General features: G+C 68.0%; 13 protein-coding genes and 2 pseudogenes. 9 read left to right on the top strand and 6 right to left on the bottom strand.

Annotation, left to right across the window (positions count from 1 at the left end):
- The first annotated feature begins 3 nt into the window (after nucleotides 1-3).
- Genes xdhB through guaD form a run of 3 tightly spaced genes read left to right on the top strand, consistent with a single transcriptional unit; the run spans nucleotide 4 to nucleotide 4,348 of the window.
- A complete protein-coding gene (gene xdhB, locus JHW48_RS10830) occupies nucleotides 4-2,313 on the top strand; it encodes a xanthine dehydrogenase molybdopterin binding subunit (RefSeq protein ID WP_119887346.1) in 2,310 nt (769 codons plus the stop codon).
- Nucleotides 2,310-3,041 carry a xanthine dehydrogenase accessory protein XdhC gene (xdhC, locus tag JHW48_RS10825; protein ID WP_119887347.1) on the top strand — a complete coding sequence of 244 codons (732 nt, stop codon included), beginning with the start codon at nucleotides 2,310-2,312 and terminating at the stop codon, nucleotides 3,039-3,041. Before xdhB ends, xdhC begins: the two co-directional genes overlap by 4 nt.
- Entirely contained in the window at nucleotides 3,029-4,348 is a 1,320-nt protein-coding gene (guaD, locus tag JHW48_RS10820) for a guanine deaminase (protein WP_119887348.1), read from the top strand. Before xdhC ends, guaD begins: the two co-directional genes overlap by 13 nt.
- Here guaD and JHW48_RS10815 read toward each other — a convergent pair.
- A complete protein-coding gene (locus JHW48_RS10815; RefSeq protein WP_119887349.1) occupies nucleotides 4,305-5,408 on the bottom strand; it encodes a zinc-binding dehydrogenase in 1,104 nt (367 codons plus the stop codon). The genes guaD and JHW48_RS10815 overlap by 44 nt on opposite strands.
- Before the next feature lie 133 nt (nucleotides 5,409-5,541).
- On the opposite strand from JHW48_RS10815, the gene trpB reads away from it, so the two are divergent.
- Nucleotides 5,542-6,768: a tryptophan synthase subunit beta gene (gene trpB, locus JHW48_RS10810; protein ID WP_272835597.1), complete on the top strand. Its 1,227-nt coding sequence runs from the start codon at nucleotides 5,542-5,544 to the stop codon at nucleotides 6,766-6,768.
- 15 nt (nucleotides 6,769-6,783) lie between these two features.
- Here trpB and JHW48_RS10805 read toward each other — a convergent pair whose 3' ends face one another.
- From JHW48_RS10805 to pth, 4 genes and pseudogenes are all read right to left on the bottom strand, one after another.
- Entirely contained in the window at nucleotides 6,784-7,392 is a 609-nt protein-coding gene (locus tag JHW48_RS10805; protein ID WP_119887913.1) for a DUF4893 domain-containing protein, read from the bottom strand.
- The gene (locus JHW48_RS10800) at nucleotides 7,376-7,744 is read right to left on the bottom strand and encodes a DUF2237 family protein (protein ID WP_119887912.1); all 369 of its coding nucleotides are present in this window, start codon (nucleotides 7,742-7,744) and stop codon (nucleotides 7,376-7,378) included. Before JHW48_RS10800 ends, JHW48_RS10805 begins: the two co-directional genes overlap by 17 nt.
- Nucleotides 7,684-8,802, bottom strand: a pseudogene (locus tag JHW48_RS10795) (DUF2332 domain-containing protein). The gene JHW48_RS10800 and the pseudogene JHW48_RS10795 overlap by 61 nt, the downstream one beginning before the upstream one ends.
- Nucleotides 8,799-9,502: pseudogene (gene pth / locus JHW48_RS10790) on the bottom strand (aminoacyl-tRNA hydrolase). Before pth ends, JHW48_RS10795 begins: the two co-directional pseudogenes overlap by 4 nt.
- A 154-nt stretch (nucleotides 9,503-9,656) precedes the next feature.
- On the opposite strand from pth, the gene JHW48_RS10785 reads away from it, so the two are divergent.
- From JHW48_RS10785 to JHW48_RS10765, 5 genes are all read left to right on the top strand, one after another.
- Nucleotides 9,657-10,289 (top strand): ATP-dependent Clp protease proteolytic subunit, encoded by a 633-nt coding sequence (locus JHW48_RS10785; RefSeq protein WP_119887001.1) that lies wholly within the window; start codon nucleotides 9,657-9,659, stop codon nucleotides 10,287-10,289.
- Between the two features lie 158 nt (nucleotides 10,290-10,447).
- Entirely contained in the window at nucleotides 10,448-11,710 is a 1,263-nt protein-coding gene (gene clpX, locus JHW48_RS10780) for an ATP-dependent Clp protease ATP-binding subunit ClpX (protein WP_119887002.1), read from the top strand.
- A gap of 79 nt (nucleotides 11,711-11,789) precedes the next feature.
- On the top strand, nucleotides 11,790-12,164 hold the full coding sequence (locus JHW48_RS10775) for an NADH:ubiquinone oxidoreductase subunit NDUFA12 (RefSeq protein ID WP_119887013.1): 375 nt from the start codon (nucleotides 11,790-11,792) through the stop codon (nucleotides 12,162-12,164).
- A 4-nt stretch (nucleotides 12,165-12,168) separates the two neighbouring features.
- A complete protein-coding gene (locus JHW48_RS10770) occupies nucleotides 12,169-12,528 on the top strand; it encodes a DUF2155 domain-containing protein (protein WP_119887003.1) in 360 nt (119 codons plus the stop codon).
- 148 nt (nucleotides 12,529-12,676) lie between these two features.
- Nucleotides 12,677-14,110 (top strand): mannose-1-phosphate guanylyltransferase/mannose-6-phosphate isomerase, encoded by a 1,434-nt coding sequence (locus JHW48_RS10765; protein ID WP_119887004.1) that lies wholly within the window; start codon nucleotides 12,677-12,679, stop codon nucleotides 14,108-14,110.
- Here the strand turns inward: JHW48_RS10765 and JHW48_RS10760 are convergent.
- A complete protein-coding gene (locus JHW48_RS10760) occupies nucleotides 14,107-14,859 on the bottom strand; it encodes a DsbA family protein (RefSeq protein WP_119887005.1) in 753 nt (250 codons plus the stop codon). The two genes, JHW48_RS10765 and JHW48_RS10760, sit on opposite strands and share 4 nt — an antisense overlap.
- Nucleotides 14,860-14,918 lie beyond the last annotated feature (59 nt).

The following is a 14,918-nucleotide window of genomic DNA, read 5'->3' as shown; positions in this document are numbered from 1 at the left end:
GCCATGAAGTACGACACCGCCCCCATCACCGGCCAGGCCCATCAGGACACCATCCATGACAGCGCCATCAAGCATGTCACGGGCCGCGCCGAATATACCGACGATCTGGTGGAGCCCACCGGCACGATCCACGCCTATCTGGGCCTCTCGACCTGCGCGCATGGGCGCATCACGGGGATGGATTTCACCGAGACGCTGGCCCAGCCCGGCGTGCTGGGCGTGCTGACCGCCGATGACCTGCCGGGCGTCAACGATGTCTCGCCCAACGGCAAGAACGACGATCCGATCTTTGCCGACGGCACGGTGCATTTCTGGGGCCAGCCGGTCTTTGCCGTGATCGCGGAAACACGCGACCAGGCCCGCCGCGCGGCGCATAAGGCGCGGATCGACTATGACGCGGCTCCCCATGCGCTGGACCCGATCGCGGCGCGCGACGCCGGGATGGGCTATGTGACCGACCCGCTGACGCTGAAGCGTGGCGATGCGGCGGCGGCCATGGCCGATGCGCCGCGCCGGATCGAGGGGCGTTTCGCCGTGGGTGGGCAGGACCACTTCTATCTGGAGGGGCAGATCGCCCTGGCCATTCCGGGCGAGGATGACGAGGTCGCGCTGCATGTCTCGACCCAGCACCCGTCCGAGGTGCAGCACATGGTCGCTCATGTTCTGGGCGTGCCCAGCAACGCGATCGTGGTCAACGTGCGCCGCATGGGCGGGGGGTTCGGCGGCAAGGAGACGCAGATGAACCTCTTTGCCTGCGTTGCCGCCGTGGCCGCGAAACGCTGGCACCGCGCGGTCAAGATCCGCCCCGACCGCGACGACGACATGACCGCCACCGGCAAGCGGCATGATTTCGTGATCGACTATGCGGTGGGCTTTGACGACGACGGCCGCATCCGGGCGGTGGAGGGCGACCTCTATGCCCGCTGCGGATTTTCCGCGGATCTGTCTGGGCCGGTGACGGACAGGGCGCTGTTTCATGCCGACAATGCCTATTTCTATCCCGATGTGCGGGTGTCGTCGCATCCGATGCGCACGAACACGGTCAGCAACACGGCATTCCGCGGCTTCGGCGGGCCGCAGGGCGCGATCATGGCCGAACGCATGGTCGAGGAGATCGGCTATGCCCTGGGCCTCGACCCGCTGGAGGTGCGCAAGCGCAACCTCTATCAGAACGGCCAGCTGACGCCCTATCACCAAGAGGTGCAGGACCAGATCCTGCCGCGCCTGATCGCGGAGCTGGAGGAGACCAGCGACTATCAGGCGCGCAGGCAGGCGGTGCTGGACTGGAACGCGCGCGGCGGCGTGATCCGCAAGGGCATCGCGTTGACGCCGGTGAAGTTCGGCATCAGCTTCACCGCGACTTGGTTCAACCAGGCGGGGGCGCTGATCCATATCTATTCCGACGGCTCGATCCACCTGAACCATGGCGGGACCGAGATGGGGCAGGGCCTGAACACCAAGGTCGCCCAGGTCGTGGCCGAGGCATTCCAATGCGACATTAGCCGCATCAAGATCACGAAAACCACGACCGAGAAGGTGCCGAACACCTCGGCCACGGCGGCCTCCTCGGGGACCGACCTGAACGGCATGGCGGCGCTGGACGCGGCCAACCAGATCAAGGCGCGTCTGACGGCCTTCGTCGCCGAGAACTGGAAGGTTGCCGAGGATCAGGTGGCGTTCGTGCCGGGCCATGTGCGGGCGGGCGACCAGATGATCGCCTTCAACCAAGTGATCCGCGCGGCCTATACGGCGCGCATCCAGCTGTCGGCGGCGGGTTTCTACAAGACGCCCAAGATCCATTGGGACCGCAGCACGGGGCAGGGGCGGCCCTTCTACTACTTCGCCTATGGCGCGGCGGTGTCCGAGGTGTCGGTGGACACGCTGACCGGCGAATATGTCATCGACCGCGCCGACATCCTGCATGACGTGGGCCGCAGCCTGAACCCCGCGCTGGACCGCGGCCAGGTCGAAGGGGCCTTCGTGCAGGGCGCGGGCTGGCTGACCACCGAGGAGCTGTGGTGGGACGACAAGGGCCGGCTGCGGACGCATGCGCCCTCGACCTACAAGGTGCCGCTGGCCTCCGACCGGCCGCGCGTCTTCAACGTGGCTCTGGCCGACTGGTCCGAGGCGACGGAACGCACGATCAAGCGCTCCAAGGCCGTGGGTGAGCCCCCCTTCGTCCTGGGCATCAGCGTGTTCGAGGCGATCAACATGGCCGTGGCCTCGGTCGCGGATTACCGCGAACCCGCGCGCCTGGACGCCCCCGCCACGCCCGAACGCGTGCTGATGGCGGTGGAGCGGCTGCGCGGATGATCCGCGTCCGGGTCATATCCGCGCGCGGATCGACCCCGCGCGAGGCGGGGGCCGAGATGATCGTGACGCCGGATGCGACGCAGGGCACGATCGGCGGCGGCCAGTTGGAATACATGGCCATCGACCGCGCCCGCCAGATGCTGGCGCGCGGCGAGGCCGAGGCGCGCATGGACATCCCCCTCGGCCCCGAGATCGGGCAATGCTGCGGCGGCCGCGTGGTCCTGTCCCTCGACCGCCAGGCTGCGACCCCGCAGGATCACCCCGATGTGCTGATCTTCGGCGCGGGCCATGTGGGGCGCGTGCTCTCGGCGCTTCTCCAGCACCTGCCGGTCAACGCCCTGCTGATCGACAGCCGCGCCGAGGAGCTGGCCCGCGCCAGCGGCCCCACGCTGCTGACGCCCTTGCCCGAGGCGCAGATCCGCGCCGCCCGCCCCGGCACGGCCGTCATCATCCTGACCCATGACCACGCGCTGGACTTTCTGCTGGCCGCCGAGGCGCTGGTCCGCCCCGACCTCGCCTATATCGGCATGATCGGCAGCGCCACGAAGCGCGCGCAATTCACCCGCTTTGCCCGCGACCGCGGCCTCGACCCGGCGCCCCTGACCTGTCCCATCGGCGCCGGCCTCTCGCGCGACAAGCGCCCCGAGATCATCGCCACCTTCACCGCCGCCGAACTGATGGCGCGCCTCACCGCTTCTTCGTTGAAAAAATACCCATGCGACAGCTGATCCGGGGCCGAGTCCTCGATTTCCACGCCGATCCCCGCGACAGCGAGGACAACCACCGCTTCTGGGAAGACGGGGCGATCCTGATCGAGGATGGCCGCATCCTGGCCGTGGGCGATCATGCCGATCTGGCCCGCGAGGGCCTGGCGGAGATCGACCACCGCCCGCATCTGATCCTGCCGGGCTTCATCGACCCGCATATCCATTTCCCGCAACTGCAGGTCATAGCCAGCTGGGGCGCCCAGCTTCTGGACTGGCTGAACACCTATACCTTCCCGGCCGAGGCGCAATTTGCCGATCCCGATCATGCCGCGCGCATGGCGGGGCTGTTCCTGGACCAGCTGACAGCCCATGGCACGACGACGGCGGTGGCCTTCTGCTCCAGCCACAAGGCCAGCGCCGAGGCGCTCTTCACCGCCGCCCATGCGCGCGACATGGCGATGGTCGCGGGCAAGGTGATGATGGACCGCAACGCGATTCCCGCGGTCCATGACACGCCGCAATCCTCCTATGACGATAGCGCGGCGCTGATCGCGGCCTGGCATAGCAAGGGGCGCCAGCGCTACGCGATCACCCCGCGTTTCGCGATCACCTCCAGCCCCGAGCAGATGGAGATGGCGGGGGCGCTCATCCGCGAAAACCCCGGCCTGCACCTGCAGACGCACCTGTCCGAGAACCGGGACGAGATCGACTTCACCCTCAGCCTCTATCCCGAGGCGCGGGATTATCTGGACATCTACGACCGCTACGGCCTGTTGGGTCCGCGCACACTGCTGGGCCATTCCATCCATCTGGAGACGCGCGAGATCGACCGCATCGCCGAGACCGACAGCCGCCCGGTCTTCTGCCCGACCTCGAACCTGTTTCTGGGGTCGGGGCTGTTCGACGCCGAGGGGCTGCGCGGGCGCGGCATCACCAGCGGCATCGCCACCGATGTGGGCGGCGGCACCAGCTGGTCCATGCTGACCACCCTGGCCGAGGGCTACAAGATCCTGCAGCTGCAGGGCCAGAAGATGCATCCGCTGACAGCCTTCCACTGGGCCACGCGCGGCAATGCCCTGACCTTGGGGCTGGAGGCCGAGATCGGCACCCTGGCCCCCGGCAGCGCCGCCGATCTGGTGGTGCTGGATCCCCGCGCCACCCCCGCCATGGCCCTGCGGGCCGAACGGGCGGAAACCCTGGCCGAAGAGCTGTTCATCCTGCAGATCATGGGCGACGACCGTGCCGTCACCCAGACCTATGTCGCCGGTCGGCCCTGCAAACAGCTCAGGGCGTCAGCAGGTATTTCGCCCCCGTCGCCTTTGCGTTGAAGGCGCGCGCCGTATCCGGGTCCAGCGCGTCCTGCAGGGTGATGCGGGCGGTGAAGTGGCTGGCAAAGGTGGTCGTCATCTCGTCCGCCACCCGCTGGCGCATGCGGGCGCGCACCTCGGGGTCCAGCTTCTGCAGCGCGTTGAACAGCAGCCAGCCGCCGATGTTCCAGGCGAATCCGAAGCCCCGGCGCAGCACCGTCGGCGACAGGTCCAGCGCGCCATAGATATAGGCCTGCTTCAGCACCTGCGAGCCGTAGCGGTCATAACCGTCCATGTTCTTCTGGGCGACCGCCTCCATCGCGTTCAGGATGGTGCTGGTCATCTCGCCCCCGCCGATCGCGTCGAAGGAGATGGTGGCCCCCGTCTCCTCGATCGCGCGGGTCAGATCCTCGCGAAAGCTGTCTTGGCTGCTGTCCACCACATGGGTCGCGCCCAAATCGCGCAGCATCGCCGCCTGTTCGGGCTTGCGCACGATGTTGACGAGGCCGATCCCGTCGGCCTTGCAGATCCTGACCAGCATCTGGCCCAGGTTCGACGCGGCGGGGGCGTGGACGATGGCCTTGTGCCCCTCGGCCCGCATCGTCTCGACAAAGCCGAGCGCGGTCAGCGGGTTGACATAGAGCGCCGCGCCCTCCTCGGCGCTGGCGCCATCGGGCAAAGGCAGCACGTCGCGCGCCGCGATCAGGCGGTGGGTGGCGAACATCGCGCCGCCCAGCATGGCCACGCGGCGGCCGATCATGTCCTGCCGGTCGGGACCGGCGGCGATCACGGTGCCCGCGCCCTCGTTCCCGATGGGCAGCGGCTGGTCGATGCGGGCGCGCATCGCGCCCATGGCGCGGTCGGGGATGCGGGCCGTCAGCGCCTCGCCGTCGCGGGCCAAGCTGTCCATGTCGGCGGGGCCGAACATCAGGCCCAGATCGGACGGGTTGATCGGCGCCGCCTCGATGCGGACCAGCAGCTCGCCCTCGCCCGGCTGCTTCAGGGGCACCCGGTCCAGGGTCAGGCGCAGCATGCCCTCGCCGGTGATCGTCGTTCTCAGTTCCAGTCCGTGGTCGTCCATGTCGCTCTCCGTTCGGTGGCGCTATGCTGGCGTAACGTCGCAGGGGGGGCAAGCGATGAACCGAACGGGCTTCACCCTGCGCGCCAAGGGGGATAGAACGGCCCCTGACCTTCCAATCCAAAGGCGCGTGACCATGGCCGACGACCTGCTGAACAGCTTTACGACCGGACCCGACGAACAGGGCCGCTTCGGCATCTATGGCGGCCGCTTCGTGTCCGAGACGCTGATGCCGCTGATCCTGGACCTGGAGGCCGAATACGAACGCGCCAAGACCGACGAGGCCTTCTGGGCCGAGATGGACGACCTGTGGACCCATTACGTGGGCCGTCCCAGCCCGCTCTATCTGGCGGAACGGCTGACCCGGCATCTGGGCGGGGCCAAGGTCTATATGAAGCGCGACGAGCTGAACCATACCGGCGCGCACAAGATCAACAACGTGCTGGGCCAGATCCTGCTGGCGATCCGCATGGGCAAGACCCGCATCATCGCGGAAACCGGCGCGGGCCAGCACGGGGTGGCCACCGCCACCGTCTGCGCGCGGTTCGGGCTGAAATGCGTGGTCTATATGGGCGCCCATGATGTCGAACGCCAGGCGCCCAACGTGTTCCGCATGCGCCTGCTGGGGGCCGAGGTCTTGCCCGTCACCAGCGGTCGCGGCACGCTGAAGGATGCGATGAACGACGCGCTGCGCGATTGGGTGACCAATGTGCGCGACACCTTCTACTGCATCGGCACGGTGGCGGGGCCGCATCCCTATCCGGCGATGGTGCGCGATTTCCAGTCGATCATCGGCAAGGAGGTCCGCGAACAGATCATGCCGCGCGAGGGGCGCCTGCCCGACACGATCGTGGCCGCGATCGGCGGCGGGTCGAACGCGATGGGGCTGTTCTATCCCTTCCTCGACGACAAGGAGGTCCGCATCATCGGCGTCGAGGCCGGTGGCAAGGGCGTGAATGACGAGATGCAGCACTGCGCCAGCCTGTCGGGCGGGCGGGCGGGCGTGCTGCATGGCAACCGCACCTATCTGCTCCAGGACGATGACGGCCAGATCCTGGAGGGGCATTCGATCAGCGCGGGCCTTGATTATCCGGGCATCGGGCCGGAACATGCCTGGCTGAAGGATATGGGCCGGGCCGAATATGTCAGCATCACCGATGCCGAGGCGCTGGAGGCGTTCCAGCTGTGCTGCGCGACCGAAGGCATCATCCCCGCGCTGGAGCCCAGCCACGCCCTGGCCCATGTGATGAAGATCGCCCCCGACCTGCCCGCAGACCACATCATCGTGATGAACATGTGCGGTCGCGGCGACAAGGACATCTTCACCGTGGCCAAGCATCTGGGCCACGACATCCGCACCTGACCCTGGGGGCCGCGCTCAGCGGCCCAGCAGGACGATGTTCAGGTCCGATTCCAGGTGCGGCAGGGGCAGGATGATGCGGGCGGCGCCGCCATCCACGACCTCGACCCGGCCCACCTCGGGCATGAATTGCGGGGTGGCCGTGGGATCGATCTCGGGCGGCAGATCGGCATAGTCGGGCGGCGTCTCGCCCGCCACGAAGGCCGTGCCCAGATAGGTCATCTGGCCGTCCACCAGCCCGATCCGGCCCAGCATCCGCTGCGATCCGGTCAGCTTCTCGAACGCGCCATCCGCGCCAATCCGGCAGCGGAAGGGCTGATAGGCGACCAAGGGCAGGCCGCCGCCCAGCTTCAGCACACGGCAGGACCAGTCGCCCGCCAGCAGGGGCGTGGCCTCGGCCGGGGGCAGGGCTGCGCCCGCAAGGCCCGCGACCATCACCGCCACGTCGCCGCCATCGCCTTGAGCCAGCGCGCCGGTCAGCGCGCGGCCCGCGGTCTCGTCGTAACGCTCCATCCGCGCGCGGTCGTCGGGGCGGATCCGGTCGGACAGGTCCGCGGGATCCGACAGCGCGGGCAGGGGGGCCAGCAGCGCGGCCAGCAGGGCGATGGTCTCAGTCTTGGGTCGCATGACGGCGCAGCAGCTCCAGCGGGATCAGGTCGAGGGCGCGGCGATGGGTGGATTCCAGCACCACGCGGGGGGCGGCATATTCCTGCGCCGCCTGCAGGAAGCGGCTGGCGCAGAGACACCAGCGGTCCCCCGCCTTCAGCCCCGGAAAGCCCCATTCGGGGCGCGGCGTGGTCAGGTCGTTGCCCAGATAGCGCGACATGGCCAGGAATTCGTCGGTCAGCACGACGCAGACCGTGTGGCTGCCCCGATCCTCGGGGCCGGTATCGCAGCATCCGTTGCGAAAGAACCCCGTCACGGGGCTGGTCGAACAGGGCTGCAAGCTGCCGCCCAGGACATTGATCGAAGGCTCCATCGGCACCCTTTCCTTGTTGCGGCAGGTTGGGACGCGGCGGGCGGCATGGGAAGGCCCCCCGGGGCGCGCGGCTGCGGCGACCAGTCGATCCAGCGCCCGTGGAAATCGGCCCGCCCCAGGTCCCAGTCCCGCCGCGCCCCGTCCCAGAGCGTCAGGGTCAGCCCCGCCCCGTCACCGCCATCGGCCTCCATCGCCAGATGGGCCAAGGGCGCGTCCGGCCCGGCCGCCGCCCCCGCCCGCAGCAGGCTGTCGCTGCAGGCCGCGCGCGCCTCGGGCGGGAAATACTGGGCGGCGACGGTATGGAAGACCACGGTCAGCCGGCCCGGGACCGGGTCGCGCAGCTGTGCCGCCAGCCAGGCTGCCGCATCGCCCTGATCGACGGGGGCGGGATGATCCGCGGCGATGGCCAGCGCGGCGCGCAGCCGCGCCAGGCGGGCGGGCTGGTCCGCCCAGCAATAGGCCTGCAGGCGCCGCGCATCGCGCCGCGGGTCAAGGGGCGTCAGGTCCACGCCCCGCCGGTCCGCCACCTTCGGCTCGCCCTCAGGGATCGCGCCGCGGATCTGCGGCTCCAGCATTCCGCCCAGGTCGTATCAGTCGAAATTCAGGTTCAGCCCCGCCGAGGCGCCCGGCTCGCGCAGGCGCAGGGGCAGGGGGCAAAGCGTCGCCAGAAACCGCGCGGCCAGGATCAGGGGCGCGGATCGGGCGACCTCGTTGGTCTGGGGCGGGCGGTCCAGCCAGTCGAGGATCGTGGCGGCATGCCGGTCCAGCGCGCGGGCCAGCCCCGCCACCGGCAGGTCGCGGTCGGCATAGGCGCGCGCCAGTTCGCCATCCTCGCCCGCCAGCACGATCCCGTGCAGCGCCCCGCAGAGCCGCAGCGGCACCGAGGCCCCCGCCGATGACGGATCGCCCGGCCAATCCGCGACGCGGTCGCGCAGGGCCGCGGGCGCCCGGGCCAAGGCTGCGGGCAGATCGCGGCAGAGGGCCGCGGTGAAGGGCGACCCCAAGGCCAGGCAGGACCGCGCCTGGCCGGCAAAGGCCCGGGCGACGGCGGCCCTCACCGGAACCGGTCCGACAGGGCGCGCAGCCGGTCGGCCAGGGATGTCGGTGCCTCGGGTCTCGGCGGTTCGGACGGGGCTTTGGGCGGGGCGGGTTTCGCGGGCTTTTCGGGGGTGCGCTGCCGCTGTTGCGGGCGGGGGCGGTGCGGTTCGCGACCGCGTTCTGGAACCGCCCGCCATCGCCCCCGGCCAGCGCCTCGGCCCCGTCCGAGATGCCGCGCAGCAGGTCTTCCAGCCAGTCCTGATCGGCCTTGGCGAAATCCGACAGGACCCAGGGGGCGACCTTGTCCTTGTGGCCGGGATGGCCGATCCCGATGCGCACGCGAGCGTAATCCGCGCCGATATGCTGGTGCATCGAGCGCAGCCCGTTATGGCCCGCATGCCCGCCGCCCTGCTTGACGCGGCACTTGCCCGGCGCCAGGTCCAGTTCGTCATGCAGCACGATGATATCGGCCGGGCTCAGCTTCAGATAGCGCATCGCCTCGCCCACCGCCTGGCCCGACAGGTTCATGAAGGTCTGCGGCTTCAGCAGGGTCGCGCGCACATCGCCAAGGCGGCCCTCGGCCACCAGCCCCTGAAACCGCGCGCGCCAAGGCGAAAACCCGTGATCGGCGGCGATCTGGTCCAGCGCCATGAAGCCAATATTGTGACGATTTGCCGCATATTTCGCACCGGGATTGCCCAGACCCACGATCAGTTTCACGGCTGCCTCCTGCCCGCTCGGCCGAGCGATTTGCGATCCATCCCTTGCGGCTGTCCTTGCCCGTTACTAAGACTCTGTCAACCTATCGCGGCTAAGACAGGGATCAAGACCCGGACGAATCGCGGGGACAGGGACAGACAGGCAAGGACAGAAGATGAGCGATCCGGCAGAATTCTACATGAATACCCTGGTTCCCATGGTGGTCGAACAGACCTCGCGCGGGGAACGGGCCTATGACATCTTTTCGCGGCTGCTGAAGGAACGGATCATCTTCGTCTCGGGGCCGGTGCATGACGGCATGTCCACCCTGATCTGCGCGCAGCTGCTGTTCCTGGAGGCCGAGAACCCCACCAAGGACATCAGCATGTATATCAACAGCCCCGGCGGTGTTGTGACCTCGGGCCTGTCGATCTATGACACGATGCAGTACATCAAGCCGCGCGTCTCGACGCTGGTCGTAGGGCAGGCGGCCTCGATGGGGTCGCTGCTGCTGGCGGCGGGCGAAAAGGGCCTTCGCTATTCGCTGCCCAACAGCCGGGTGATGGTGCACCAGCCCTCGGGCGGGTTCCAGGGCCAGGCGACCGACATCCTGATCCACGCGCGCGAGACCGAGAAGCTGAAGCGCCGCCTGAACGAGATCTACGTCACCCATACCGGCCAGACGCTGGAGGAGGTCGAGGAGGCGCTGGAACGCGACCGCTTCATGTCCCCGGAGGAGGCGAAGGACTGGGGTCTGATCGACGAGGTCCTGTCGCCCCGCGGCAAGGCCGAGCCCGAGAAGAAATAGGCGGCTTGGGGATTGTGACGGGGCGGGCTGCCCCGTAACATGACAGGAATGCCCGCGGCATGACGGCCGCCGCGGGAAACCGAAGTTGCGGCGCGCGGGTCCCGGACCCCCGCCGCCCGTTCCGCAGGGTCGCGGGGCGGAGATGAAGGAAATGGACGATGGCGAACCAGTCCGGCGACAGCAAGAACACGCTCTATTGCAGCTTCTGCGGCAAGAGCCAGCACGAGGTCCGCAAGCTGATTGCGGGACCCACCGTGTTCATCTGCGATGAATGCGTCGAACTGTGCATGGACATCATCCGCGAGGAGACCAAGACCAGCGGCCTGAAATCCGGCGACGGCGTGCCCACCCCGCGCGAGATCTGCGGCGTGCTGGACGATTACGTGATCGGTCAGGAACATGCCAAGCGGGTCCTGTCGGTCGCGGTGCACAACCACTACAAGCGCCTGAACCACGGGTCCAAGACCGATATCGAGTTGGCGAAGTCCAACATCCTGCTGATCGGCCCGACCGGCTGCGGCAAGACGCTGCTGGCCCAGACCCTGGCCCGCATCCTGGACGTGCCCTTCACCATGGCGGACGCGACCACGCTGACCGAGGCGGGCTATGTGGGCGAGGATGTCGAGAATATCATTCTCAAGCTGCTGCAGGCCAGCGAATACAACGTCGAACGCGCGCAGCGTGGCATCGTCTATATCGACGAGGTCGACAAGATTACGCGCAAGTCCGACAACCCCTCGATCACCCGCGACGTGTCGGGCGAGGGCGTGCAGCAGGCCCTGCTGAAGATCATGGAGGGCACCGTCGCCTCGGTCCCGCCGCAGGGCGGTCGCAAGCATCCGCAACAGGAATTCCTGCAGGTCGACACGACGAACATCCTGTTCATCTGCGGCGGCGCCTTCGCGGGACTGGACCGGATCATCTCGCAGCGCAACAAGGGCACGGCGATGGGCTTCGGTGCCTCGGTCAAGGAGAACACCGATCAGGGCGTGGGCGAGCTGTTCAAGCAGCTGGAGCCCGAGGATCTGCTGAAATTCGGCCTGATTCCGGAATTCGTCGGCCGTCTGCCGGTGATCGCCACGCTGACCGACTTGGACGAGGAAGCGCTGATCATCATCCTGACCAAGCCGAAGAACGCGCTGGTCAAGCAGTATCAGCGCCTGTTCGACCTGGAGGGGGTGCAGCTGACCTTCACCGACGACGCCCTGACCGCCATCGCCAAACGCGCCATCAAGCGCAAGACCGGCGCCCGCGGGCTGCGCTCGATCATGGAGGAGATCCTGCTGGATACCATGTTCGAGCTGCCCGGCATGGACAGTGTCGAGGAGGTCGTGGTCAACGAGGATGCGGTGGAAAGCAGCCAGGCCAAGCCCCTGCTGATCCACGTGGATTCCAAGAAGGAAAGCGCCTCGGCCGGGTGACGGTCCTCGCGCGCGAGGCTGGACCTCGCGCGCGATCTGGGGCATATCGCTGACACTCTGACCCTGTGGGATGCCCTCGATGTCGTTTCTGCTGCGCTTTCTGACCTGGTGGAACAGCCAGACCCTCAACACCCAGTTCTGGACCTGGCGCCACGGCGTCAAGGTGGGCGAGGACGAGCAGGGCAACCTGTTCTACCAGTCCGAAGACGCCAAGCGCCGGTGGGTCATCTACAAGGGTGAATCCGAGGCCAGCCTGATCAGCCCGGAATGGCATGGCTGGCTGCACCACACTTGGAAGGAGGCGCCGACCGAGCAGCCCCTGCCGCGCAAGGTCTGGGAACAGCCGCACCGTCCGAACATGACCGGCACGCCCGAGGCCTATCTGCCTGCGGGCTCGCTCTATCGCGCCAAGCCGGTCGAGCGTCGCGATTATGACGCCTGGCGCCCCGAATAGGACGATGTCCCGACTGCGATCGGCGTTGGCGGTCCTGCTGCTGATGGCCGGGCCGGCCGCGGCGCAGGACACGCTGCGCGCCTCGGCGGCGATGCTGCGGGGCCTGGACAAGGTCTCGGGGCGGATCACGGATCTGCCCATCCAGGTCGGCTCGGCGGTGCGCTACGGGCGGCTGGACATCCGGCTTGGGGAATGCCGCTATCCCGCGGGCGATCCCAGCTCGGACGCCTTCGCCCAGCTGACCATCACCGATCTGCGCCAGAACGTCACCGCCTTCAGCGGCTGGATGATCGCCAGCTCGCCCGCGCTCTCGGCGCTGGACGATGCGCGCTATGATGTCTGGGTGATGTCCTGCACGCCGTGAGGAACCGCTGGCGAAAGACAAATTTTCTTGCTGGTTCTTATGGAAATTTTTACGGCGACCGGCTAGCCGTCTGTGATTAACGGTTGACCACGGTGCATGGTCCGCAGTGACGGACTCAAAAGGGCATGTTCGGTCCAGGGGGTATGGGATGACGACGATCACACCGGTTCTGATGGCAGGCGGTTCGGGGACGCGGCTCTGGCCCGTCTCGCGCAAGAGCTTTCCCAAGCAGTTCGCGGCCTTGGTGGGGGACGAGACGCTGTTCCAAGCTTCGGCCAGGCGGCTGTCGGGTGAGGGCTTCGCCGATCCGGTGGTGATGACCAATTCCGATTTCCGCTTCATCGTCGCCGAGCAGCTGGAGCAGGCGGGGATCCAGGCCGGCCGCATCGTCATCGAGCCTGCCGGCCGCAACACCGCCCCCGCCATCCTGGCCGCCGCGCTGATGGTGGCCGAGACCGACGCACAGGGAATGGTCCTGGTTGCGCCGTCCGATCACGTGATCCCCGATGCCGCGGCCTTTGCCGCCGCCGTGGCCGAGGGGACGGGCCCCGCCGCAGAGGGGCGCATCGTGACCTTCGGCATCACCCCGGACCGCCCCGAGACGGGCTATGGCTATCTGGAGCTGGCGGGGGCGGGCGCGGGCCCGCAGCCCTTGGCCCGGTTCGTCGAGAAACCCGATGCCGATCGCGCCGCCCGGATGCTGGAGGCGGGGAATTTCCTGTGGAATGCGGGGATCTTCCTGTTCCGCGCGGATGTGATGATTCAGGCCTTCCGCGATCATGCGCCGCACTACCTGGACCCGGTGCAGGCCTCGCTGTCCGGGGCGCAGACCGACCTGGGCTTTCTGCGGCTGGCCAAGCAGCCTTGGCTGGAGGTCGAGGATCAGTCCATCGACTATGCCGTGATGGAAAAGGCCGACAACCTGACCGTGGTGCGCTTTTCGGGGCGCTGGTCCGATCTGGGCGGGTGGGACGCGGTCTGGCGCGAGGCGTTGGACCGGACGCCTTCGGCCGAGGGGGTGGTCTGCGACGACAATTCCACCGCGATCGACTGTCACGACGTGCTGCTGCGGTCGGACAGCGACGATCTGAAGGTGGTGGGGATCGGGCTGCGCGACGTGATGGTGGTGGCGACCTCGGATGCGGTCCTGGTCGCCGATCGCGGCCGCGCGCAGGAGGTCCGTAAGGCCGTCACCGCGCTGAAGCAGACCCGCGCCAAGCAGGCGGAATCCTTTCCGCGCGACCACCGCCCTTGGGGCTGGTTCGAGACCCTGGCCCTGGCCGACCGCTTCCAGGTCAAGCGCATCGTCGTCAAGCCCGGCGCCGCCCTGTCGCTGCAAAGCCATGTGCACCGGTCCGAACATTGGATCGTCGTCTCGGGCACGGCCCGGGTGACGGTGGACGATTCGGTGACCTTGGTGACCGAGAACCAGTCGATCTATGTCCCGCTCGGCGCCGTGCACCGGATGGAAAATCCGGGCAAGGTGCCGATGGTGCTGATCGAGGTCCAGACCGGCAGCTATCTGGGCGAGGATGACATCATCCGCTACGAGGATGTCTATTCCCGCAGCTCGGCCGATTAACCGGCCTCGCGGATCTGGGCGATGGTCGCGGCCACGCCCGCCCGCGGCACGCCGCGCAGCATCTGGTCGCCGATGACGAAGGTGGGGGTTCCCTGGATCGCCATCGCCTCGGCCAGCTGGCGGTTGCTGCGCAGGACATCGGTCACGGATTCGCTGGTCATCCGGGCAATGATCGGCGCGGGGTCCAGGTCGATGCCGCGGGCCAGCTCCTCCAGCGCGGGGATGGTTGCGGGGCCGCGCAGCGCCATCAGCGCGTCATGGGCGCGCTGATAGGCCTCGTCGCCCGCCTCCTGCAGGACGGCGACGGCGAAGCGGCCCGACATCTCGCTGTCCTGGCCAAGGATCGGAAGTTCCTTCAGGATCAGGCGGATATTGCCGTCTTCCTCGACGGCGTCGAAGACCTCAGGCGCGAATTGCCGGCAGACGCCGCAGCGATAGTCGATGAATTCCACCATGGTCAGGTCGCCATCGGGATTGCCGCCGACCCAGGAATGGCCGTCATCGAACAGCGCCTCGCGATGGGCCTGGACCAAGGCCAGGTCGTTCTGGACCCCGGCCTCGGCCTGGCGGGCCTCCAGCACGGTGATGGATTCGACCAGCACCTCGGGGTTCTCCATCAGATAGTCGCGCACGGCCTGGCCGAAGGCGGCGCGTTCCTCGTCGCTCATCGCGCCGATGTCGAAGGATCGCGCGGGCAGGGCGGGCAGCAGCAGGGCACCCAAGGCGGCGGCGGTCAGCAGGCGAGTCATGGCATCATTCCCCAAGCGTTTGACCCGCAGGGTGGACCCGCGCGCGGGCGGGCGCAACC

Origin of the sequence: Paracoccus aestuarii, assembly GCF_028553885.1 — a bacterium.
GTDB lineage: Bacteria > Pseudomonadota > Alphaproteobacteria > Rhodobacterales > Rhodobacteraceae > Paracoccus > Paracoccus aestuarii.
Note: the sequence above shows the minus strand (reverse complement) of the source record. Positions and strands in the feature narration are given on the sequence as shown.

Bases quoted from the DNA above. Each gene is read 5' to 3' on its own strand.
- JHW48_RS10815 (WP_119887349.1), bottom strand. From the start codon at position 5,408: ATGGACGACCACGGACTGGAACTGAGAACGACGATCACCGGCGAGGGC.
- trpB (WP_272835597.1), top strand. From the start codon at position 5,542: ATGGCCGACGACCTGCTGAACAGCTTTACGACCGGACCCGACGAACAG.
- JHW48_RS10805 (WP_119887913.1), bottom strand. From the start codon at position 7,392: ATGCGACCCAAGACTGAGACCATCGCCCTGCTGGCCGCGCTGCTGGCC.
- clpX (WP_119887002.1), top strand. From the start codon at position 10,448: ATGGCGAACCAGTCCGGCGACAGCAAGAACACGCTCTATTGCAGCTTC.
- JHW48_RS10785 (WP_119887001.1), top strand. From the start codon at position 9,657: ATGAGCGATCCGGCAGAATTCTACATGAATACCCTGGTTCCCATGGTG.
- JHW48_RS10775 (WP_119887013.1), top strand. From the start codon at position 11,790: ATGTCGTTTCTGCTGCGCTTTCTGACCTGGTGGAACAGCCAGACCCTC.
- JHW48_RS10765 (WP_119887004.1), top strand. From the start codon at position 12,677: ATGACGACGATCACACCGGTTCTGATGGCAGGCGGTTCGGGGACGCGG.
- xdhC (WP_119887347.1), top strand. From the start codon at position 2,310: ATGATCCGCGTCCGGGTCATATCCGCGCGCGGATCGACCCCGCGCGAG.
- JHW48_RS10760 (WP_119887005.1), bottom strand. From the start codon at position 14,859: ATGACTCGCCTGCTGACCGCCGCCGCCTTGGGTGCCCTGCTGCTGCCC.
- JHW48_RS10770 (WP_119887003.1), top strand. From the start codon at position 12,169: ATGTCCCGACTGCGATCGGCGTTGGCGGTCCTGCTGCTGATGGCCGGG.
- xdhB (WP_119887346.1), top strand. From the start codon at position 4: ATGAAGTACGACACCGCCCCCATCACCGGCCAGGCCCATCAGGACACC.
- guaD (WP_119887348.1), top strand. From the start codon at position 3,029: ATGCGACAGCTGATCCGGGGCCGAGTCCTCGATTTCCACGCCGATCCC.
- JHW48_RS10800 (WP_119887912.1), bottom strand. From the start codon at position 7,744: ATGGAGCCTTCGATCAATGTCCTGGGCGGCAGCTTGCAGCCCTGTTCG.